General features: G+C 70.7%; 18 protein-coding genes. 5 read left to right on the top strand and 13 right to left on the bottom strand.

The window, feature by feature from the left end; translation table 11 throughout:
* Positions 1-54: 54 nt before the first annotated feature.
* Complete coding sequence (locus tag FNH09_RS25280) at positions 55-975, top strand: AEC family transporter (RefSeq protein WP_162469068.1); 921 nt, start codon at positions 55-57, stop codon at positions 973-975.
* Positions 976-984: 9 nt separating this feature from the next.
* Here FNH09_RS25280 and FNH09_RS25275 read toward each other — a convergent pair whose 3' ends face one another.
* The 9 genes from FNH09_RS25275 to FNH09_RS25235 form a co-directional block, all read right to left on the bottom strand.
* A complete protein-coding gene (locus tag FNH09_RS25275; RefSeq protein ID WP_152891844.1) occupies positions 985-1,569 on the bottom strand; it encodes a Uma2 family endonuclease in 585 nt (194 codons plus the stop codon).
* Positions 1,570-1,664: 95 nt separating this feature from the next.
* A complete protein-coding gene (locus tag FNH09_RS25270; protein ID WP_152891842.1) occupies positions 1,665-2,948 on the bottom strand; it encodes a thymidine phosphorylase in 1,284 nt (427 codons plus the stop codon).
* A gap of 66 nt (positions 2,949-3,014) precedes the next feature.
* Positions 3,015-3,416, bottom strand: coding sequence for a cytidine deaminase (locus FNH09_RS48865; protein ID WP_162469067.1), 402 nt, complete (start codon positions 3,414-3,416; stop codon positions 3,015-3,017).
* A complete protein-coding gene (locus tag FNH09_RS48860) occupies positions 3,413-4,675 on the bottom strand; it encodes an ABC transporter permease (RefSeq protein ID WP_152891840.1) in 1,263 nt (420 codons plus the stop codon). Before FNH09_RS48860 ends, FNH09_RS48865 begins: the two co-directional genes overlap by 4 nt.
* On the bottom strand, positions 4,675-5,793 hold the full coding sequence (locus tag FNH09_RS25255) for an ABC transporter permease (protein WP_152891838.1): 1,119 nt from the start codon (positions 5,791-5,793) through the stop codon (positions 4,675-4,677). The genes FNH09_RS48860 and FNH09_RS25255 overlap by 1 nt, the downstream gene beginning before the upstream one ends.
* Positions 5,790-7,547: an ATP-binding cassette domain-containing protein gene (locus tag FNH09_RS25250; RefSeq protein WP_162469071.1), complete on the bottom strand. Its 1,758-nt coding sequence runs from the start codon at positions 7,545-7,547 to the stop codon at positions 5,790-5,792. The genes FNH09_RS25255 and FNH09_RS25250 overlap by 4 nt, the downstream gene beginning before the upstream one ends.
* Positions 7,548-7,770: 223 nt before the next feature.
* A complete protein-coding gene (locus tag FNH09_RS25245) occupies positions 7,771-8,820 on the bottom strand; it encodes a BMP family lipoprotein (protein WP_152891834.1) in 1,050 nt (349 codons plus the stop codon).
* Positions 8,821-9,058: 238 nt separating this feature from the next.
* Positions 9,059-10,123: a BMP family ABC transporter substrate-binding protein gene (locus FNH09_RS25240; RefSeq protein ID WP_162469070.1), complete on the bottom strand. Its 1,065-nt coding sequence runs from the start codon at positions 10,121-10,123 to the stop codon at positions 9,059-9,061.
* 441 nt (positions 10,124-10,564) lie between these two features.
* Positions 10,565-11,797, bottom strand: a complete 1,233-nt coding sequence (locus tag FNH09_RS25235; RefSeq protein ID WP_152891832.1) for an amidohydrolase — start codon at positions 11,795-11,797, stop codon at positions 10,565-10,567.
* Positions 11,798-12,139: 342 nt separating this feature from the next.
* Here FNH09_RS25235 and FNH09_RS25230 point away from each other — a divergent pair, with 342 nt between their 5' ends.
* A complete protein-coding gene (locus tag FNH09_RS25230) occupies positions 12,140-12,820 on the top strand; it encodes a class I SAM-dependent methyltransferase (RefSeq protein ID WP_338017680.1) in 681 nt (226 codons plus the stop codon).
* 499 nt (positions 12,821-13,319) lie between these two features.
* On the opposite strand, the gene FNH09_RS25225 is transcribed toward FNH09_RS25230, so the two are convergent.
* From FNH09_RS25225 to FNH09_RS25210, 4 genes are read right to left on the bottom strand one after another with little or no spacing between them, the layout of a single operon-like run.
* Positions 13,320-14,402, bottom strand: a complete 1,083-nt coding sequence (locus FNH09_RS25225) for a hypothetical protein (RefSeq protein WP_152891827.1) — start codon at positions 14,400-14,402, stop codon at positions 13,320-13,322.
* A 56-nt stretch (positions 14,403-14,458) separates the two neighbouring features.
* The gene (locus FNH09_RS25220) at positions 14,459-15,397 is read right to left on the bottom strand and encodes an N-acetylneuraminate synthase family protein (protein WP_152891825.1); all 939 of its coding nucleotides are present in this window, start codon (positions 15,395-15,397) and stop codon (positions 14,459-14,461) included.
* A gap of 13 nt (positions 15,398-15,410) precedes the next feature.
* Positions 15,411-16,727 carry an N-acylneuraminate cytidylyltransferase gene (locus FNH09_RS25215; RefSeq protein WP_152891823.1) on the bottom strand — a complete coding sequence of 439 codons (1,317 nt, stop codon included), beginning with the start codon at positions 16,725-16,727 and terminating at the stop codon, positions 15,411-15,413.
* Between the two features lie 35 nt (positions 16,728-16,762).
* Positions 16,763-18,124, bottom strand: coding sequence for a DUF6716 putative glycosyltransferase (locus tag FNH09_RS25210; protein WP_162469066.1), 1,362 nt, complete (start codon positions 18,122-18,124; stop codon positions 16,763-16,765).
* A 198-nt stretch (positions 18,125-18,322) separates the two neighbouring features.
* Between FNH09_RS25210 and FNH09_RS25205 the strand changes: the two genes are divergently transcribed.
* The 3 genes from FNH09_RS25205 to FNH09_RS25195 all read left to right on the top strand — a co-directional run bounded on the left by FNH09_RS25205 (position 18,323) and on the right by FNH09_RS25195 (position 22,077).
* A complete protein-coding gene (locus FNH09_RS25205; protein WP_162469069.1) occupies positions 18,323-19,303 on the top strand; it encodes a glycosyltransferase in 981 nt (326 codons plus the stop codon).
* Positions 19,303-20,643, top strand: coding sequence for an alpha-2,8-polysialyltransferase family protein (locus FNH09_RS25200; RefSeq protein ID WP_152891819.1), 1,341 nt, complete (start codon positions 19,303-19,305; stop codon positions 20,641-20,643). Before FNH09_RS25205 ends, FNH09_RS25200 begins: the two co-directional genes overlap by 1 nt.
* Positions 20,644-20,904: 261 nt before the next feature.
* Positions 20,905-22,077 carry an acyltransferase family protein gene (locus FNH09_RS25195; RefSeq protein ID WP_202919751.1) on the top strand — a complete coding sequence of 391 codons (1,173 nt, stop codon included), beginning with the start codon at positions 20,905-20,907 and terminating at the stop codon, positions 22,075-22,077.
* Positions 22,078-22,119: the final 42 nt, after the last annotated feature.

Raw genomic sequence — 22,119 nt, 5'->3', positions numbered from 1 at the left:
GCCCTCGCCGCCCGCCCGGCCGCTGTCCGTGGCGGGGTCCGCCGAGGGGGTCCTGTGCAGGGGGTGCTGAGCGGCTTCGCGGTCATCGCGATCGTCATCTGCGTCGGCTATGTCCTGGGGCGCGGCGGCCATCTCGGCGAGCACGGCCGCGAGGTGCTGACCAAGCTCGCCTTCCACGTGGCGTCCCCGGCCCTGCTGTTCACCATGCTCGCCCGCGCCGACCTGTCGGTGATCTTCTCCAGCAGGCTCCTGGTCACGGCGCTGAGCACGGCCGCGGCGGCCGGTGTCTTCGTCGCGGTGGGGATCGTACGGCGCTGGGGCGTCGGCACGACGACGATCGGCGCGCTGTGCTCCAGCTACGTCAACTCCGGCAACCTGGGCATCCCCATCGCCGTGTACGTGCTGGGCGACGCCTCGCTGGTGGCGCCGGTGCTGCTGTTCCAGCTGATCGGTGTCACGCCCGTCGCGCTGACGATCCTGGACCTGTCGGGCGGGGGCGCCAAGGGACCGCTGTGGCGACGGCTGCTCACCCCGCTGCGCAATCCGATCGCGGTCGGCTCGCTCGCCGGGGTCACCGTCTCGGCGACCGGGCTGAGCATCCCCGGCCCGGTGATGGACCCGCTCACCCTGATCGGCAACATGTCGGTGCCCGCGGTCCTGCTCGCCTTCGGCATCTCGCTGTGCGGCAGCACACTGCCGGGCCGGGGTCCCGACCGGTTCCCGGTGCTGCTGTCGGTCGCGCTGAAGTCGGTGGGCCAGCCGGCCGCGGCCTGGGCGCTGGCGGTGGGCGTCTTCGGTCTGCACGGAGCGAGGCTGCTCGACGTGGTGGTGACCTCGGCCCTCCCGGCCGCCCAGAACCTCTTCACCTACGCCTCCAGCTACGGCGTGGGCGAGCGCCTGGCCCGGGACTCGATCCTGCTGTCGACGATGGCCTCTGTACCGGTCCTGGTGGTGATCGCGGCGCTGCTGGGCTGACAGCGAAGGTCAGTCGACGGGAAACTCGCCGGTGTCGATGACGAGGTCGAAGGGCGCTGGCAGCTTCAGCGCCTCGCCGAACTTGACGGTGCTCAGCGGGCGGTAGACATCGCCCTTGGGGTCTCCGTAGAGCGTCGCGGCGGGGCCTTCGGGAGCCCAGCGGTCGACCAGGAGATAAAGCGGAATGCCTGCGGTGGCATAGGCAGCGGGCTTACTGATGCGGTCGTGGCGGGAATTGCTCTTGGAGGTGACCTCGACGACCAGTTCGGCCAGGGCCGCAGGGATGTGGGTGTCCGTGTCCGCGCCCTCCCGCACCGGAGCCACCACGATGTCCGGGATGAGCATTCCCAGGCGCGACGGCACGGCGATGGCCAGGGTCTGGAAAACCTCCCAGTCCTCGGGAATCACGGAGTAGAGGCGACGCTGAATGCGAGCCGCGATGAGGTTGTGACGGTATGCGGGAGCAGGTGACACGGTGATGATCCCCTCGATGATCTCCACCTTGCTGCCCTCGGGCCATTCCATCTCCTCCCAGAACCGGACGAGGTCGTCCCAGCTCTGCTCGGGGTCCTGGCTCACGGTGAGTGCGCTCATGGCGGTCTCCAATCGGTGCGTCACCGATGCAAGCATGCCGAACGGGACCGGCGAGGGTCCACCGGTCCCGTTCACCCGAAAGGGAAAACCGCAGGTCAGGCGATACGCTCCAGCACCACCGGGGACGCCGTGAACGGCGTGTCGGCCGGGGCGACGTCGTACGAGCCCTCGACCGCCTCCAGCGCGTACGCGAAGCGCTCGGGCGTGTCCGTGTGCAGGGTCAGCAGGGGCTGGCCCGCGGTGACCGTGTCGCCGGGCTTGGCGTGCAGCTCGACGCCCGCGCCCGCCTGCACCGGGTCCTCCTTGCGGGCGCGCCCGGCGCCCAGGCGCCAGGCGGCGACACCGATGTCGTAGGCGTCGAGGCGGGTCAGCACGCCCGAAGCGGCGGCCGTGACGACGTGCTGCTCCTTCGAGGTGGGCAGCGGGGCGTCCGGGTCGCCGCCCTGGGCCGCGATCATGCGGCGCCAGACGTCCATCGCCGAGCCGTCGGCCAGGGCCTTCGCCGGGTCGGCGTCCTTCACGCCCGCCGCGTCGAGCATCTCGCGGGCCAGCGCGAGGGTGAGCTCGACGACGTCCGCCGGGCCGCCGCCCGCCAGGACCTCCACCGACTCACGGACCTCCAGCGCGTTGCCGGCGGTCAGGCCGAGGGGGGTCGACATGTCCGTGAGGAGCGCGACCGTCTTCACACCGTGGTCGGTGCCCAGGCCCACCATGGTGGAGGCCAGTTCCCGGGCGTCCTCGATCGTCTTCATGAAGGCGCCGGTGCCGACCTTGACGTCCAGGACCAGGGAGCCGGTGCCCTCGGCGATCTTCTTCGACATGATCGAGGAGGCGATCAGCGGGATCGCCTCGACCGTGCCGGTGACGTCGCGCAGGGCGTAGAGCTTCTTGTCGGCGGGCGCGAGGCCGTCGCCCGCCGCGCAGATCACCGCGCCGGTGGTGTCCAGGACGTGCAGCATCTCCTCGTTGGAGAGCAGCGCCCGCCAGCCGGGGATCGACTCCAGCTTGTCGAGGGTGCCGCCGGTGTGGCCGAGGCCACGGCCGGAGAGCTGGGGCACGGCCGCGCCGCAGGCCGCCACCAGCGGGGCCAGCGGCAGGGTGATCTTGTCGCCGACGCCACCCGTGGAGTGCTTGTCGGCGGTCGGCCGGGAGAGGGAGGAGAACTCCATGCGCTCGCCGGAGGCGATCATCGCCGCGGTCCAGCGGGCGATCTCACGGCGGTTCATGCCGTTCAGCAGGATCGCCATGTTGAGGGCGGCCATCTGGTAGTCGGCGACCTCGCCGCGTGTGTACGCGTCGATGACCCAGTCGATCTGCTCGTCGCCGAGCTCGCCGCGGTCCCGCTTGGTACGGATGACGGAGATGGCGTCCATGGCCATGGCTTTCCTTCCGGGGGGTGCGAAGAGCGCGGCCCCTCTGCGCTGGTCAGAGGGGCCGCACGGGAGTTACTTGGTGAGGTGGTCCGGGCCGAAGGCCTGCGGCAGCATCTCCGCGAGCGGCAGGATCCCCGCCGGGGTCTCCAGCAGGAGATCCGCCCCGCCGAACTCGTACAGCAGCTGTCGGCAGCGGCCGCACGGGACGAGGATGTCGCCCTTGCCGTCCACGCACGTGAAGTGCGTCAGCCGTCCGCCCCCGGTGCGCTGCAACTCCGAGACCAGTCCGCACTCGGCGCACAGCCCGAGTCCGTACGAGGCGTTCTCGACGTTGCAGCCGGAGACCGTGCGACCGTCGTCGACCAGGGCGGCGACGCCGACCGGATAGCCGGAGTACGGGGCGTAGGCGTGGGACATGGCGTCCCTGGCCTGCGCGCGCAGCGCCGCCCAGTCGACGTCGGCGGACGGGGTCACTTGCCCTGTCCCTTCCGGTACGGCAGGCCGTCCGCCTTCGGCATCCTGAGGCTCTGCGCGAACAGCGAGAGCACCAGCAGCGTGACGATGTACGGGGTCGCCGTGACCAGCTGGCGCGGGACCTCGTTCGTGGAGGTGTACCAGACGAACATCAGGGCGGCGATCACCGCGGTGACGACGGCCGGGACGTACTTCTTCTTCCAGGCCAGGTAGGCCGCGCCGAACACCAGCAGGATCGCCAGCAGCAGGATCAGCGCGTGGACGTTGGTCGTGCCGCCGCGCAGGTTGAGGCTGTCGGTGTAGCCGAACAGGCCCGCGCCGAGGGCGAGGCCGCCCGGCATCCAGTTGCCGAAGATCATCGCCGCGAGGCCGATGTAGCCGCGGCCGGCCGTCTGGCCGTCCAGGTACACGTTCGACGCGACGATCGACAGGAAGGCGCCGCCGAGACCGGCGAAGCCGCCGGAGATGATGACGGCGATGTACTTGTACTTGTAGACGTTGACGCCGAGCGACTCGGCCGCCACCGGGTTCTCGCCGCAGGAGCGCAGGCGCAGGCCGAACGCGGTGCGCCACAGCACCCACCAGGTGATCGGCACGAGCGCGACGGCGATGACGGTGAGCGGCGACAGGTCGGTGATCAGACCGCCGACCAGGCCGGCGATGTCCGAGACCAGGAACCAGTGCTTCTCGTTGAGCGTGTTCAGCCAGTCGGACAGGCCGGGGATGTCGAAGGTGCCCAGCGAGTCGATCGGCGGGGACTGCTTGGCGGAGCCCTCGGGAGCGTTCTCGAAGGTGAACTTCGACAGGTAGCGGGTGGTGCCGAGCGCCAGGATGTTCACGGCCACACCGGAGACGATGTGGTTGACGTTGAAGGTCACGGTGGCGATGGCGTGCAGGACGGCGCCGAGCGCGCCGCCGATGATGCCGAAGGCCACACCGACCCACGGGCCCCACTGGTAGCCGGCCCAGGCACCGAACCAGGTGCCGAGGATCATCATGCCCTCGAGGCCGATGTTGACGACGCCCGAGCGCTCCGCCCACAGGCCGCCGAGGCCCGCGAGACCGATCGGCACGGCCAGCCGCAGGGCGGTGGACATCTGGCCGGTGGAGGTGATGCCGTCCGCGCCGGTGATCAGCCGGACGATCGAGGTCAGGACCAGCACGCCCGCGATGACCAGCAGGAGTACGGGCAGCGACATGCGGCGGCCGGACTTGCCGGGCTTCGCCTGCGGCTTCTTGGCGATGGTCGCGGTGGACATCAGGCCGCCACCTCCTTGTTGGTGTTCTGGGCGGCGGCGGCCAGCTCGGCACCGACCCGGTGCTGCTGACGGCGCAGACCCCACTGGCGTACGAACTCGTACGAGATGACGACCGCGAAGACGATCAGGCCCTGCATGATCGTGGCGATCTCCTTCGGGTAGGCCTCCGGAGTCGCGTAGTCGAGGGCGGGCGAGGCCTTGTCGAGGAACGCCCACAGCAGGGCGGCGAAGGCGATGCCGCCCGGGTTGTTGCGGCCCAGCAGCGCGATGCCGATGGCGGTGAAGCCGAGGCCCGCCGGGAAGCTCAGGCTGTAGGTGTGGGTGTCGCCGAGCAGCAGCGGCAGACCGGACAGGCCCGCCACCGCGCCGGAGATCAGCATGGAGACCAGCACCATGCGCTTGGCGCTGACGCCGGAGGCGGCTGCGGCCGTCTCCGAGGCGCCGGTGGCGCGCAGGTCGAAGCCGAAGCGGGTGCGGTTGAGGACCAGCCAGTACAGGACGCCCAGCAGGATCGCGAGGAAGACCAGGCCGTAGATCTCACCGACGTCGGCGCCGAGGTTGATGCCCGGGAACCAGCCGGACTCGTGCATGACGCCGGTCGTCATGTTGTTGCCGACCTGTACGCCCCACACGTCCTTCTGGGTGAGGTAGACGATGAGGCTGGTGGCGATGGCGTTCAGCATGATCGTCGCGACGACCTCGCTGACGCCCCGGGTGACCTTCAGGACGCCCGCGATGCCCGCCCAGAAGGCGCCGGTGCACATGGCGACCAGCAGGAGCAGCGGGATCTGGAGGGCGCTCGGCAGCGCGACGTTCGCGCCGACGACGGCGGTCATCACCGCGGCGAGGCGGTACTGGCCGTCGACGCCGATGTTGAACAGGTTCATCCGGAAGCCGAGCGCCACACCGATGGCGGCGATGTAGTACAGGGACGCCTGGTTGATGATCAGGACCTGGATGTCCGAGTACGGCAGCTGCTGGAGCATCAGCGTGTACGGCTCGATCGGGTTCTTGCCCGAGGCGAGCAGGACGATCGAGGTCAGCGCGATCGCCAGGACGAGCGCGATGACCGGGCCGGCCACCGCGAGGAGCACGCGCTCCTTGTCGAACTTCTTCATCGGGCCTCGTCCTCCGGACCGGCAGCTTCCTCGGTGGTTTCCACGGTCTCCGCGGCTCCCAGGGACTTCTTGGTGTCCACGGGCTTCGTGGTCTCCACGTGTTCCAGGTGGCCGGACGCGGCACCGGTCATCGCCGAGCCGAGTTCCTCCGGCGTGATCGTGGCGGGATCCGCGTCGGCGACCAGCCTGCCGTCGTAGATCACCCGCAGGGTGTCCGACAGGCCGATCAGTTCGTCCAGGTCCGCGGAGATCAGCAGCACGGCCAGGCCCTCGCGGCGGGCCTCGCGGATGCGGTCCCAGATCTGCGCCTGGGCGCCGACGTCCACACCACGGGTGGGGTGGGCGGCGATCAGGAACTTGGGCTTGTGGCTCATCTCGCGGCCGACGATCAGCTTCTGCTGGTTGCCGCCGGACAGGGAGGCGGCGGTGACGTCGATGCCGGGGGTGCGGACGTCGTACTCCTCGACGATCCGGCGGGTGTCGGCCTGGGCGCCCTTGGGGTCCAGCCAGAAGCCCTTGGCGTTGGGCTTCTCGGTGACGTGGCCGAGGATACGGTTCTCCCAGAGCGGGGCCTCCAGGAGCAGGCCCTGGCGGTGGCGGTCCTCGGGGATGTAGCCGACGCCCGACTCACGGCGCTTGCGGGTCGGCCACGGCGTGATGTCCTGGTCGAGGAAGTGCACGGAACCGGAGTCGGCGTTCTTCAGGCCGATCAGGGCGTCGATCAGCTCGGTCTGGCCGTTGCCCTCGACACCGGCGATACCCATGACCTCGCCGGCGCGGATGACGAAGGAGACGTCGTCGAGGACGCGCTTGGCCGCGCCGGGGGAGGTGGCCTCGGTGAGGACGTCGGCGCCCTCGGGGGCACCGGAGGAACCGGCCGTGGCGGTCTCGGGCTGCGCGCCGAGCTCACCGAGGGAGGCGCCGCCGCTCGCGTACACGGTGAGGTTGCGCACCTCCAGGACGACCCGGTCGGTGACGGTCGACTCGGCCGTCTCGGGGGTGGGCAGCTCGCTGCCCACCATCATCTCGGCGAGCTGGCGCGGGGTGGTCTCGGCGGGGACGGCCGTGCCGACGGTCGTACCGCGGCGGATGACGGTGATGTCGTCGGCCACCGACAGCACCTCGCCGAGCTTGTGCGAGATGAAGATGACCGAGAGGCCCTCGGACTTGAGTTCGCGCAGGTTGTCGAAGAGCGCGTCGACCTCCTGCGGGACGAGCACGGCGGTCGGCTCGTCGAGGATCAGCGTGGTGGCGCCGCGGTAGAGGACCTTGAGGATCTCCACCCGCTGGCGGTCGGCGACGCCGAGGTCCTCGACCAGGGCGTCCGGGCGTACGCCCAGTCCGTACCGGTCGGAGATCTCCTTGATCTTCTTACGGGCGTTGCCGCCGATGCCGTACAGCTTTTCGCTGCCCAGCACCACGTTCTCCAGCACGGTCAGGTTGTCGGCCAGCATGAAGTGCTGGTGGACCATGCCGATGCCGCGGGTGATGGCGTCGGCGGGGCTGCCGAAGGCGACCTGCTCGCCGTCGATCTCGATGGTGCCCTCGTCCGGCTTCTGCATGCCGTAGAGGATCTTCATCAGCGTCGACTTGCCGGCGCCGTTCTCGCCCACCAGGGCGTGCACGGTGCCCTTGCGGACCGTCAGGTGGATGTCGTGGTTGGCGACGACACCGGGAAATCGCTTGGTGATCCCCGCCAGCTCGACCGCGACTGTCGACGGGGCGGTGAGCGGAGGGCTGCTGGACGCGTCGATGGCGCACTCTCCTTGGGAAAGGGGTCGCTCTACGCGCGTAGCGTCCCCGCTTTAAATAGTGCCCGGACCTGATCGTTCTTGTTTCACTCACGATCCGTTCCGAGCATTCTGCCGCGCGAACGGGGCGCGGGGGGACATCCTCCCCGCACCCCGTTCCGCGGCCGTAACGCTGCCATTACAGCGTCCTTTTGACCATGTCTACGACAGGCCTACCAGCACTGGTTCAGGAGGTCTTGACCGTGATGCTGCCGGACTTGATGGCCTCCTCGGCCTTCTTCACCGCGTCCTGGATGGCGGCGTTGCTCTCGAACGCGGGGTTCGAGTGCGACAGGCTCACGCCACCGTTCTCCAGGCTGCCACGGACCACACCGGTCTCCGGCTTGCCGTCGTGGACGGACTTGGCCAGGTCGTAGACCGCGCCCTCGACGTTCTTCATGGCGGAGGTCAGGATCGAGTCCTTGTACTTCGCCAGCGCGTCCTGCTTGTACTGGTCGGAGTCGACGCCGATGGCCCAGATCTTGTGCTCGTTGGCGGCCTTGATGACACCCTGGCCGGACAGGCCGGCGGCGGCGTAGACCACGTCGGCGCCCGCGTCGATCTGGCCGTTGGCGGCGTTCTCGCCCTTGTCGGGGCTGGAGAAGCCACCCTCCTGCGCGGTCTCGGTCAGGTACTGCTCCTTGACCGTGACGCCCTTCTTGGTGTCCTCGACGCCCTGCTTGAAGCCGGCACCGAACTTGTGGATCAGCGGGACGTCCACGCCGCCGATGAAGCCGACGGTGTTGGTCTTGGTGGCCTTGGCGGCGGCGACGCCGGCCAGGTAGGAGGCCTGCTCCTCGTGGAAGACCAGGTCGGCGACGTTGTCGGCCTTGATGGTCTCGTCGTCGACGATGCCGAAGGTGGTCTTCGGGTACTTCGCCGCGACCTCCTTGACGGCCGGCGCGTAGGCGAAGCCGACGCCGATGACCGGGTTGTAGCCCTTCTTGGCCAGGGTCTCCAGGCGCTGCACCTTGTCCGCGTCGGACTCGCCGTCCTGGGGCTCCACGGCCGCGCTCTTGTAGCCGAAGTCCTTGTCGGCCTTCTCCAGGCCGGCGGTGGCGGCGTCGTTGAAGGACTGGTCGCCCTTGCCGCCGACGTCGTACGCCAGGGCCAGGCCCAGGTTCTTGTCGCCACCGGACGAGGACGACGAGGAGGAGGAGCTTCCGCAGGCGGAAACAGTGACGGCAAGAGCTGCGGTTGCAACGCCTGCAACCGCAATACGGGACACCCGGCGCATGGAACGAGACTCCTTTGTGCAAGCGCCCAAACCAGGCGCTGGTTCCGCCGCAGCGTAACGCGCGTAGACCAGACGAGAAAACCCCTTCTGTCCGGTCCGTTACCGAGCTGTGGCCACAGTCGTAACCCAGACTACGGACAGCAGTGCGCCCCTTGCGGGAGGCAAGGGGCGCACGAGTTTCGCCGGTGCCCTCAGACGCGACGTACGTCACTGTCGTGTCGCGCACCGTGGCGTGGCACTACTCCGTCTTGACGGTGACCGTGCCGGCGATGATGTCCGCCTTGGCCTTGTCGACGGCGGCGACGACGTCGGCCATCGCCTTGTACTTCGGGTTGGTGTCGGCGAAGCCGACACCGCCGGACTTCAGGTCGCCACGCACCTCACCGGTGAGCGGCTTGCCCTCGACGACGGACTTGGTCAGGTCGTAGACCGCGCCGCCGACGTTCTTCAGGGCCGAGCCGAGGATGTAGTCCTTGTACTTGGACAGCGCCGCCTGCGCGTACTGGTCGGAGTCGACGCCGATGGCCCACACCTTGTGCTCGGCCGCGGCCTTGATCACACCCTGACCGGACAGACCGGCCGCCTGGTAGACGACGTCGGCGCCGGCCTCGATCTGGCCGTTGGCCGCGTTCTCGCCCTTGTCGGGGCTGGAGAAGCCGCCCTCCGCGGGCGTCTGGGTGAGGTACTGCGACTCGATCTTGATGTTCGGGTTGACGGACTTGGCGCCCTGGTCGAACCCGGCCTCGAACTTGTGGATCAGCGGGATGTCCACGCCGCCGATGAAGCCGATGTGGTTCTTCTTGGTGGCCTTGGCCGCGGCCACGCCCGCCAGGTACGAGGACTGCTCCTCGTGGAAGACCATGTCGGCGACGTTGGCCGACTTGATGGTGGCGTCGTCGATGATGCCGAAGGTGATCTTCGGGTACTTCGCGGCGGCCTCCTTCACGGCCGGCGCGTAGGCGAAACCGACGCCGATGATCGGGTTGTAGCCCGCCTTGGCGAGGGTCACCAGGCGCTGCGTCTTGTCCGCGTCGGACTCGCCGTCCTGCGGCTCGACGTCCTGGCCGCCGATCTTGAACTCGGCCTTGGCCTTCTCGAAGCCGGCGAAGGCCGCGTCGTTGAAGGACTGGTCGCCCTTGCCGCCGATGTCGTACGCGAGACCGATGCCCTTGGCCGAGTACTTGCCGGACGTGGAGTCACCGCCGCCGGCCGAGTCGGTGCTGGACTTGCCACAGCCGACCGCCGCGAGTGCGAGGACCGTGACGGCCACCGCTGCTTGGGAGAACCTGGTCCTCCGAGAAATCAGACGCACAGCAAGCACCCTTCATCCCCACGGCACCGTCGCCGGCCCGCTACCCCTTGCGCCGCCACAGGTGGCGATTCCGGCGCACAGTAACGCGCGTAGAAGGGGAGGGGAACGGGGTTCCTCGCGGCCGTTATCGATTCGTGCCGCCGACGGGCCGCATTCCGGCTCCACCGGTTACAGCCGGATAACTCAAGTGGACGAAGGGGCACATGACGGGCGCACCCCGCTGTCGTCGCGTCAGGCGCCCGACGGGCCACGCCGATCGCCGAACCGGGTACCCGACGGGTCGGGCAGATCGCCGAACCGGGCCGACCGCCGACTCGGGCCGATCGCGGCCCCGGGCACCCGCCGAGCCGGGCCGATCGCGCCGACCCGAACTCCCGGTGGCCCAGGCCGGTCCGGACCCCGACTCCGGAACCCGGCGGCCCCTGTCGCGGCTCAGCCCGCCGCGTCCAGCAGTACGGCGGCGGTGAACAGCTCGACCCCGACCGTGATCGCGGACTCGTCGGCGTCGAAGTCGCCCTGGTGCAGGTCGCGCACGGTCCGCTCGCCGGGCGTACGCACCCCGAGGCGCGCGAGGGCTCCCGGCACCTGTTCGAGGTACCAGGAGAAGTCCTCCCCGCCGAGGCTCTGCTCGGTGCTCTCCACCGACTCCGCTCCCCGGCGCGCGGTCATGGCGTCCCGCAGCAGTTCGACGACCACCGGGTCGTTCACCACGGGCGGGACCCCGCGCACATAGGTGATCTCCGACTTGGCCCGGTGCAGGTTGGCGACCTCGTCGATCGCGGCGACCACGACGTCGGGCGCCTGCCGCCACGCCTCGATGTCCAGGCAGCGCACGGTGCCGGAGAGTTCGGCGTGCTGCGGGATGACGTTCGGCGCGTGACCGGACTCGATCCGCCCCCAGGTCACGGCCATCCCGCTGCGGGTGTCCACCCGACGGGCGACGATCGCGGGCACGTCGGTGGCGACCCGGGCCGCGGCGGTGACGAGGTCGGTGGTCAGGTGCGGTCGCGCGGTGTGCCCGCCGGGGCCGTTCAGCGCGATCTCCAGCCGGTCGCAGGCCGAGGTGATGGGCCCCGGCCGCAGCCCGATCCGCCCGGCGTCGACCCGGGGGTCGCAGTGCACGGCGAGGATCTGCCGCACGCCCTCCAGCGCGCCGTCCTCGATGGCGTCGACGGCGCCGCCCGGCAGCACCTCCTCGGCGGGCTGGAAGATCAGCCGCACGGGCTGGGGCAGCAGGCCCCGCTCGTGCAGCTCCGCCAGGACGAGCCCGGCGCCCAGGACGACGGTCGTGTGCACGTCGTGCCCGCAGGCGTGCGCCCGGTCGGGCACGGTGGAGCGGTAGGCGCACTCGGTCTTCGCGTCCGGGATGGGCAGGGCGTCGATGTCGGCCCGCAGGGCCAGCAGGCCGCGACCGCCCGCCGGCGCCTCCCCGTCCACGCCGATGTCGCAGACGAGCCCGGTCCCGACGGCGAGCACCCGGGGCCGCAGACCGGCCTGCTCCAGCCGCTCCTTGATCGCCGCCGTGGTGCGGAACTCCTGGTTGCCGAGCTCGGGATGCATGTGCAGGTCGCGCCGGAAGGCGACGAGCTCGGCACGCAGTGCCTCGGGCAGTGCACCGGGGAGCACGGCATCGGCGGGGATATCGGCCTCGGACTCTCGGGACATCAATTGGTTCACCCTCTGAAGGGTAGGTCTCCGGGGCGGCCAACTGCCCCTCGAACAACAAAACTTCAGCCCGTTAGGGGAAGAAAAACTGGCCGCCGGACGCATAGGCGTCGATTCAGGTGGGTAAACTCGCCCGCTTTTCCGGACGGGCGTCGCACCCAGCCACACTTCAGGCATACCATGCCCCGCCGTACGTACGCCGTTCTGTTCACCCGTCGGAACGGAACCGGGACGCGCCCCGGGCGGGTGTCCCGCCCGGTCCTGGCCCGCCCGGCCCGTCCGCGGGACGGGCTCGGCCATCCGGCGGACGGCCTGCCGGTGCCCTCGGTAGCCTCCGGGCATGTGACCCACCCCGACAGCGGTGAACTCACCGCACCCTTCATATCCGCGACCCGGACCTCGTACGACACCATCGCCGCGGACTACGCCGACTGCTTCGCGGACCACCTCGCCGTACACCCCGTCGAACGTTCCCTCCTCGCCGCCTTCGCCGAGCTCGTGCGGGAGCGGGGCACGGCGCCCGTGGCCGACCTGGGCAGCGGGCCCGGACATGTCGCGGCCCGGCTGCACGCCATGGGCGTGCCGGTCTTCGGGGTCGACGTGTCCCCGCGGATGGTGGAGCTGGCCCGCGCGGCGCACCCCGCGCTCCGCTTCCACGTGGGGTCGATGACCTCGCTGGACCTGCCGGACGCGACCCTCGGCGGGGTGCTCGCCCTCTACTCGATCATCCATGTACCGGACGATCACCTGCCGAAGGTGTTCGCGGAGTTCCACCGGGTACTGGCGCCGGGCGGGCAGGTGATGCTGGGGTTCCAGTGGCACGAGGAGGAGAGCGGGATGCATCTCGCCGAGCGCTTCGGCCACGAGATCTCGCTGGACTACCACTGGCACACCCCGGACGCCGTGGCCGACCTCCTCGTGAAGTCCGGTTTCCGGCTCCGGGCCCGCCTGCTGCGCGAACCCAACGCCGAGGAGAGGCTCCCGCGGGCGTTCCTGCTCGCCCACAAGCCCGAGGCGGCATAGCGGGCCGTGGCCCGCACACCGTGGGTGCGCGGGCCACGTCCGACCGCCCACCGTGGACGGACACGGACCGACCCGACCGTCGAGGGCGACCGCGGGCGCACGCCCGACCGCCCGGCGGTAGGCCGCAGACGCGCACGCCGGCAACCCTGCACGGGCCGCAGACGCGGCCGCGCGGCCGTCGTGGGCGACCGCAGGCATGGACGCGCGGCCGTCGTGCAGGCCGCGGAATGCGTGCGCCCAGCCATCGAGGGCGACCGCGGGCGCACGCCCGACTGCCCGGCGGTAGGCCGCAGACGCGTGCGCCCGACCGCCCGGCGGCGGGCCGCAGACGTGTCCGCCCGGCCGCCACCGACGACCGCGGGCGCGCACGCCCGGCCGCCCGGCGGCGGGCCGTGCGCGTGTGCGCCCGGGCTCGCGGACGGGTGCGAGCCCGGGCGCGGGCCGGTGCCCTGGGTCGGGCGGGTGCGGGGCGGTTGGCCCGTGTGTTCCTGTCGGGTGGCTACTGCTGGCCCGCGGACACCCGGGTGACGTCCCGCGCCGTGCCCGTGACCCCCGACAGGAAGCCCTGGGCCCGGGGCGAGGCGTTCTCCGTCAGCCAGCCGGGGTCGATGTCGCAGACCGCGACCCGCACCTCCGTACCGGCCAGCGCGAGCGGCAGCGTGTGGACGACCGTCGACGGGAAGCTGAGGATCGTCCGCCCGATCGGACCGCGCCGGGCGATCAGTTCGAGCGGGAGTTCGGGACGGACTATCTCCAGCCCCGTCTCCCCCGCGAGCCGGTGCAGCTTCTCCGTGCTCTCGCGGCGGTGCGCGAAGTAGCGCGTCGCCCCGTGCGCCCTGGCCAGCGCGCCCACCGCGGTCACGTACCGGTCCGCGTCGACCACGCCGGTCTCCACCAGCGAGGTGCCGACCAGGTCCGCGCCCTTGGCGACCCGGGGCGGGCCGAAGCGGGAGCGGGTCCAGGCGAAGGCGTTCTGAGTGATCGTCACGCCCTCGGGCGCCTCCTCTATGGGCATCGAGGAGAAGATCTCCACCCGGCGGCCCTCGCCCGGGGTCAGCCGGCGCCGGGCCGAGGACGACACCGGCCCGAACAGCACGTCGCGCGGACCGGGGCGGCCCCCCTTGCGGTGCCAGCGCACCAGCCGCTCGCCCCGGGCCAGCTGGGCGACGAACTCCATCGTCGCCGTGCCGTCGTCGACCACGACCAGGTCCCGGGCCCGGGTGATGGTCAGCAGCAGCTGTACGTAACGGGAGAACGGGTCTCCCATCACCACGCGTTCCGCCCCGCGCAGCAGCCCGGACAGGCCGCCGATGGTGCGGAAGGGCGCCGCCGCACCGCCCCGCGCCTCCTCCCAGCGGACCGCGTGACCGTCCTCGCGGGCCAGCTCCGCCATCCGGCGCAGCTGACCGCGGGTCATCGGGTCCATCGGGGACAGGACGACGAGGGTGAACCCCGCGCCGGACCGCTCCGGACCGCCCAGCCCGTGCGCATGCGCCCATTCGAGCACGTTCAGCAGCTGAACCGGGCTCTCCACGAAGGCGAGCGTGTGGGGGGTGCCGGTGGTCCCGGCGCGAGGGTTCATCGACGTACGACCGTCCCGTAAGCCACTCGGAGTCGGACTGGGGGCCGAGCTCGTGCTCAGACCGAGACCGGCTCGCCCGCGGCGGCGGCGATCTCCGCCTCGGCGACGACACCGGTGACGCGGCGCAGCTTCTTCATCGGGCCGAGCTCGGAGTCGTAGACCTTCTTGACGCCGTCGCCGAGCGAGGCCTCGATGGTGCGGATGTCGCGGACCAGGCGCTGAAGGCCCTGCGGCTCCACGGAGGCGGCCTGGTCCGAGCCCCACATGGCGCGGTCGAGGGTGATGTGGCGCTCGACGAAGGTGGCGCCGAGGGCGACCGCGGCGAGCGTGGTCTGGAGGCCCGTCTCGTGGCCGGAGTAGCCGATCGGGACGTTCGGGTACTCGGCCTGGAGGGTGTTGATGACGCGGAGGTTGAGCTCCTCGGCCTTCGCCGGGTAGGTCGAGGTGGCGTGGCAGAGCAGGATGTTGTCCGAGCCGAGGACCTCGACCGCGTGGCGGATCTGGCGCGGGGTGGACATGCCGGTGGAGAGGATGACCGTGCGGCCGGTGGCGCGCAGCGCGCGCAGCAGCTCGTCGTCCGTCAGGGAGGCGGAGGCCACCTTGTGGGCGGGGACGTCGAACTTCTCCAGGAAGGCGACGGCCTCGGTGTCCCACGGGGAGGCGAACCAGTCGATGCCCTGCTTCTTGCAGTGCTCGTCGATCTGACGGTACTCGTCCTCGCCGAACTCCACGCGGTGGCGGTAGTCGATGTAGGTCATCCGGCCCCAGGGGGTGTCGCGCTCGATGTCCCACTGGTCGCGCGGGGTGCAGATCTCCGGGGTGCGCTTCTGGAACTTGACGGCGTCGCAGCCTGCCTCGGCGGCGGCGTCGATGAGCTTGAACGCGTTCTCCAGCTCGCCGTTGTGGTTGATGCCGATCTCACCGACGACGTAGACGGGCTGACCGGGGCCGGCGGTCTTGGAACCGAACGTGCGCAGACGGGAGTTGGTGCTCATGGCAGAGATGTCCTTACTGGGGGAGGGAGTCGAGAGAGGGGCCGAGGATCCAGCTGGCGATCTCTCGGATCGCGCCGTCGCCACCGGGGAGAGTGGTGACCGCGCGTGCGGCGCCGCGCACGACGTCGTGGGCGCTCGCGACCGCCACGGGCCAGCCCACGAGGGCGAAGCACGGGAGGTCATTGACGTCGTTGCCGACGTAGAGCACGCGCTCAGGCGCGATGCCCTGCTCCTCGCACCACTGCTTCAGTGCGAGGTCCTTGCGGTCGATGCCGTGCAGCACCGGGAGCTTGAGCTTCCGGGCCCGGGCGGCGACGACCGGGTTCTGTTCCGAGGACAGGATCAGCATCTTCAGGCCGCTCCTGCGGAGCGCCGCGATGCCGAGTCCGTCCCCGCGGTGCACGGAGACGAACTCCCGTCCGTCGGCGTCGATCAGCACCCGGTCGTCGGTCTGGGTGCCGTCGAAGTCGAGGACGACCGCGTCGATGTCGTCGGCGGTCGGCAGCGAACCGGGGAGGTCCGCGTCGAAGAGGGGGGCCAGCGCGCGGGCGCGGGCGAGATCGTGCGGGTCGTCGATCTCCAGCACCCGGGCCGGGTCGGTGCGCACCAGTTCGGTACGGCCGAAGAAGCGGTGCCGGTGCGCGCGGAAGCCGGTGGCCTCCATCGCGTAGGCGGCGCCGGTCTCCAGCAGGTCCTGGGGGCGGTCCTGGCGGCGCGGGCGGAAGGACTTGTCGTGGTTGACGCCGTAACCGCCCTCGGTGACGGCAGGGTCGGCGACCTTGGTGCCGCCGCCGACCTCGTCGGCGCGCCCGGTCTCGTCGGCGCGTCCGGTCTCGACGACGGCCGGCTCGTCGGCCGCGTCCCGCCAGATGAAGCCGTGGAAGGGGGCCACGGTGACCGCCGTGTCGGCGCCGTTCTCGACGACCGCGCCGGCTACGCCGTCGATGTCCTCGCGGAGGATGAAGGGGCTGGTGCACTGCACGAGGAGCACCGCGTCGACCCGGGCGCCGTGCAGGGCCTCGTGGGCGTCCATGGCGTGCAGGACGGCGGCCTCGGAGGTGGCGGTGTCGCCGGCGATGGCGGCGGGCCGCAGCACGACCTCGGCGCCGGCCTGCCGGGCGGCGGCGGCGATGGCGTGGTCGTCGGTGGAGACGACGACGTCGGTCACCAGCCGGGAGGCACGGCACTCGCGCACCGCGCGGGCCACCAGCGGGACGCCTCCGACGGCCGCGAGGTTCTTCGCGGGCACGCCCTTGGAGCCGCCGCGCGCGGGGATCACCGCGAGCACCCGGCGCACTGAAGCGCCTTGGCCCGCTTCCGGGTTGGACATGGGTTCCACTCCTTGGGCTGTTGTCTCGGCGGCGCTCACAGCTCGCCCATCCGCCGGATCACGGGGGCGACGCGCTGCACTCCGTGGCGGTAGGCGCCGCGCGCCGCCCGGCGCACGATCTGCCGGACCGCTCCCGGCTCCTTGTCGGCGGACGGGGCGCCGGGCAGCGGGGCGCCGTCGGGGCCGAGGTGGTGGCGGGCGAGGATGCCCGGCAGGTATCCGGGCGCGGTCTCGGGTGTGTAGTACGGGGCCAGCGGCGGCAGTCCGCCGGGGCGTTCGAGGAGCTCGGTGATCCGCTCGCGGGCCGCGTCGAAGGCGGTGGCGTAGGAGCCCGCGCCGGAGGTGCCCGCGGGCGCGACGCCCTGGCGGGAGACCCACTCCTCGTCGGGCACCGGCCGGTGCCCGGCGTCGAGCCGGTCCCAGGAGGCGAGCAGGCCGGAGCCGACGAAGTGGTGGTTGCCGAGCATCTCGCGCACGCCGAGGTCGGTCAGGACGACGGTCGGGATGCGGCGGTGCAGGGCCTCCAGGGCGGCCGTCGAGCTGACCGTGACCAGCAGGTCGGTGCGGTCCAGGACCTCGCCCATGTGCCCGTACACCAGGCGGAAGTTGGGCGGCGGGTCGGCCTTCTGCACCAGCTTCTGGTAGGGCAGCTCCTCGATGTGCGTGGTGTGCTCGCCCGGCTTGGAACGCAGCTTCAGCAGCACCTCGCGCTCGGGGTGCTTGCGAGCGTGCCGGATCAGCCGGTCCAGCAGGTACGTACGGTCCTTGCGGCTGGCCGGGACCGACGGCTGGGCGGCGAAGACGACGGTGTAGGGCCTGCCCCCCTGCTCCGCGGCCGGGTCGGGCTCGCCGGTGTAGAGCGCTCCGCCGAGGAACGGCAGCGCGACCTCCGTGACGGACGAGGCGTCGGCGCCGACCCCCTCGTAGACCGCGCGGAAGCGGTCCGCGTCCTGCCGGGAGTTGGCCAGGACCAGATCGGCGCCGTGGCGCAGCAGCAGGCCGTCGGCGAGCTTCTCGTAGACGACACCGACGTAGCCGGTGACGACGACGGGGCGCTCGGCGCGGTCGGCCCAGACGTGCCGCAGGCCGTGCAGCATCGCCTGCACACCACCGCCGACCAGTGCGAGGACGAGGACGTCGTAGGACTCCTCGCCCATCGCACGCAGGAACTCGACGGCGGTCACCTCGCGGAGCGAGTCGGCGTGGACGCCGACCTCCTGGAGCTGACGGGCGGTGGGGGTGGCTCGGCCCCGCAGCAGGTAGCCGTCCAGGCGGATGTCCGTTTCACCCTCTTCGGCAGAAACGGTACGCTTCGCGGTGAGCGCACCCCATTTCCATCGGGTGTCGGAATCCGCGAGCACGGCGACTCGCAGGGCGTTCGTTGCACTTGCTGGCACGTCGTCGACCGTAGGAAGGCATTCCTAGGATCCGCCCAACCCGAAAGCAACAAAGGGTTAACAGCACATCGACGAATGGGGTTTCGGGGCCTTCCGGGCACTCATGAAGACCTGATTCACGGGTTCGCCACACGTAGTTCACCTGACATCAAACCAACGGTAAAGACGGGTGACGGGCGGCCCTCTAACGTCACTCCCGTGGTCAAGCTCTCCGTCATCGTGCCGTTCTACAACGTGCAGCAATACGCGCCGGACACTCTCAAAAGCCTTCAGGCGAACACTCGTGACGACTTCGAATTCATTCTCGTCGACGACTGTTCGCGTGACGGGACCCCGGACATCCTCGCGCGCGCGGAGCGCGAGCTGCCGGGAGCGGTGCTCGTCAGACACGAGCAGAACGGGGGTCTCGCGACCGCGCGCAACACCGGGATCGACCGCGCGCGCGGTCGGTACCTGACGTTCCTGGACGGCGACGACTGGCTCGCACCCGGCTACTACGACCGGCTGGTCACCGCCATGGAGGAGCTGGACTGCGACTTCCTGCGCACCGACCATGTGCAGTGCACCGGCCGGGCGCGCACGGTGCACCGGGTGCCGCACGGCCGGCGGGGCGTGGTGATGGAGCCCCGCGCGGCGATCCTGCCCGCGGACCGGTCCACGTCGGTCGACTACGCGTACGCCTGGGCGGGCATCTACCACCGCCGGCTCGTCGACCGCGGACTGCTGCACTTCACCCACGGACTGCGCACGGCCGAGGACCGGCCCTGGATCTGGAAGCTGCACCGGGAGGCGGAGTCCTTCGCCACGGTGAACCTGATGGGCGTCTTCTACCGGCGCGGAGTCGCCTCCTCGCTCACCCAGATCGGCGATGTCCGGCAGCTCGATTTCATCCGGGCATTCGATCAGGTAATCGAGGAAACTGCGCTCGATCCCGAGGCGGATAAGCTGCTGCCGAAAGCAGTGCGCACCTATTGCGCGATCATGGCTCATCATCTCGGATCAATCGAGAGGTTCGAACCCGCCGTGGCTCGAAAATTGCGCTCCCTGAGCTCCGCCGCCCTGAAGCGAATGCCGCAGGACGTGCTCGCGGATGTGATGGACACGATGGACTCCCAGCGCGCGAGCCGGCTGCGCCGACTGCGCCGCAGGCCGGTGTCCGCCCGGACGGTGGCCGCCTGATGCCTCGCACCACCCGTATCTTCTGCGCGTCCACGCTGTACGGCGCCGCGACCCTGTCCGCCGCGCTGGACGCCGGACTGTTCGAGCCGACCGACCGGCGGCTGTTGCTCGTCACCAACAACGCGGTCAACCCCGAGACCACGCCCGCCGTCGACGAGATGCCGGGCTTCGCGCGGATCGCGGAGCGCTTCGACCAGGTGCTGTCCTGGAACGAGACGATCGCGCCGTTCCACCCCAGCGGCTGGAGCCCGCGCGGCGACGACATCCCCATGTGGGAGCGGTACGTACGGCTCCAGTGGGGGCTCGGCGACGACGAGATCCGGCTGGCCGTCGAGTCCGTGCAGGTCAATCCTTCGCTCGCGGTGTGCCAGCTGTTCACCGGCGCCCCCGTCGATGTCTACGCGGACGGCCTCATAAGCTATGGCCCCACCCGGGACAAGATCGACCCGTTGGTCGGCACCCGGATCGAACGGCTGCTGCACCTCGATCTCGTACCGGGGCTGACCCCGCTGCTGCTCACCGAGTTCGACGTCAGGCCCGAACTGGTGCCGGGCGAGGCGTTCCTGAAGGTGCTCGGCGAGCTGGCGCAGGACGAGACCGGGCTGCCGGACGTCGACGGGCAGCCGGCGCTGCTGCTGGGCCAGTACCTCAGCGCGCTCGGCATCCTCGACGACGCCGAGGAGGAGCAGCTGCATCTGGGCATGGTCCGCGGCGCCGTCGCGCTCGGGCACCGCAGGCTGGTGTTCAAGCCGCACCCGGTCGCGCCCGCCCGCTGGTCGCGGCTGCTCCAGGACGAGGCGGCCCGGCTCGGCGCCGAACTCATCCTGCTGGAGCGGCCGGTGCTCGCCGAGGTGGTGTTCCAGCGGACGCGGCCCGCGCTCGTCGTCGGCTGCTTCTCCACCGCGCTGCTGACCGCCGCGGGGCTGTACGGCATCCCGGTGGCCCGCACCGGCACCGACGGCGTGCTGAGCCGGCTCACGCCCTACCAGAACAGCAACCGGGTGCCGGTCACCCTGGTCGACGCGCTGCTGCCCGACCTCGCCGACCGGGCGGCGGTGGAGAGCTGGACGATGCCGTCACCGGAGCGGGTGGAACAGCTGGCGGCGCTGCTCACGGCGGTCGGGTTCGCCATGCAGCCGAAGATCTACCCCGGACTGCGCGGCGCGGCCGAGGACTACCTCTCCCGGCACCTGAACACGCGCACCTGGCGCTACTTCAAGCGACGCCGACTGACCGCGCTGGCCCTGCCGGGCGCCGTGCCCGCGCAGCTCGCCTTCATCCCGCGCAACGCGACCGTGCGCCGCCTGGCGCGCCGGGCCAAGGCCCTGTCCCGACGCTGAGCCCGGCCCGGCCACTGCCCCGGAGGGGGTCACTCCACACCTCGTCGCACCGCGTCACCCCCGTTCCTGCACAGGACCGGGGGCGGCGCGCTTTCCCTTAACCCCGGCGTCAACCTGACGCCTGTTCATTCATCTGTGCGACATATATCCGATGCCTGGGTGTCAGCGCTGAATCCCCTGTCATACGTCAGTACTTCGTACCGTCCGGTCATCGACGACCACACCGACGATGGACACGACCCTGCCGAGAAAGGCCCCAGGATGAATGCGGCTGACCAGGCCCTGGCCCCCACGAGCCCGGCGCCGGCGCCCACCGTGCGAGTACGGGACCCCGAGAGGGCTCCCGCCGCCGCGCCCCGCCCGCGCGCCGCCGACCGGCTGCGCGCACTGGACGGGCTGCGGCTGCTGGCCGCGCTGATGGTGTGCATGTACCACTTCGCGGGCAAGAACGGCCCCATCGCCGAGTCCTGGCACCAGTCGCCCGGCCTGAAGTTCCCGACCCTGTCCCTGGCCGCGACCTACGGCAGCCTGGGTGTGCAGTTCTTCTTCGTCATCAGCGGCTTCGTGATCTGCATGAGCAGCTGGGGCCGCTCCCTGGGAGACTTCTTCCGCTCCCGGGTCGCCCGGCTGTACCCCGCGTACTGGGTGGCGATCGTGCTGATCACCGCGGCGGCCTGCGTCCTGCCCGTCGTCGTCCACCCGCTGCGGTCCGACGAGATCCTGGTCAACCTCACGATGCTCCAGCAGCCGATGGGCGTGAACCGGGTGCTCGGCGTGGACTGGACGCTCTGGGTCGAGGTGCGCTTCTACGCGATGTTCGCCCTCTTCGTGGTCTGGCGGGGCGTCACCTACCGCCGGGTGGTGCTGTTCTGCGCCCTGTGGACCCTGGCCGGCGTCTTCGCCCGGGTCGCCGACATGCCGCTCACCGACGAACTGGTGATGCGCGACCACGCCCCCTTCTTCATCGGCGGCCTGGCGCTCTACCTGATCCACCGCTACGGCAGCGACCTGCTGCTGTGGGGCATCGTGATCATGTCGTTCCTGCTCGGCCAGCGCTACTCGGTGACCGCCCTGTGGCACCCGGGCATGCAGGGCGACTTCCACCGCAACCCGTACGTCATCCAGGCGATCGTCTTCCTCGCCTTCGCCGCGGTGGCGGTGGTGGCGGTGGGCTGGACCAGCTGGGCGAACTGGCGCTGGCTGACCGTCGCGGGGGCGCTGACCTACCCCTTCTACCTGATCCACGAGCACCTGGGCTGGTTCTTCGTCCGGGTGCTGAACCGCGACCTCGGCCTGCCGCCGTACGCGACGATCGTGATCAGCGTGCTGAGCCTGCTGAGCATCGCCTGGCTGATCCACCGGCTCGTGGAGAAGCCGTTCGGGCCCCGGCTGAAGCGGGCGCTGGTGGTGCGGCGGCCACAGCTCGGCAAGTGATCCGGGCGCACCGCGCGAGAAGGGCCGGGCCCCGTTCCGAGA

Source organism: Streptomyces adustus (assembly GCF_009377175.1).
Classification (GTDB): Bacteria; Actinomycetota; Actinomycetes; order Streptomycetales; family Streptomycetaceae; genus Streptomyces; species Streptomyces adustus.
This window is presented reverse-complemented; position numbering and strand designations above follow the sequence as displayed.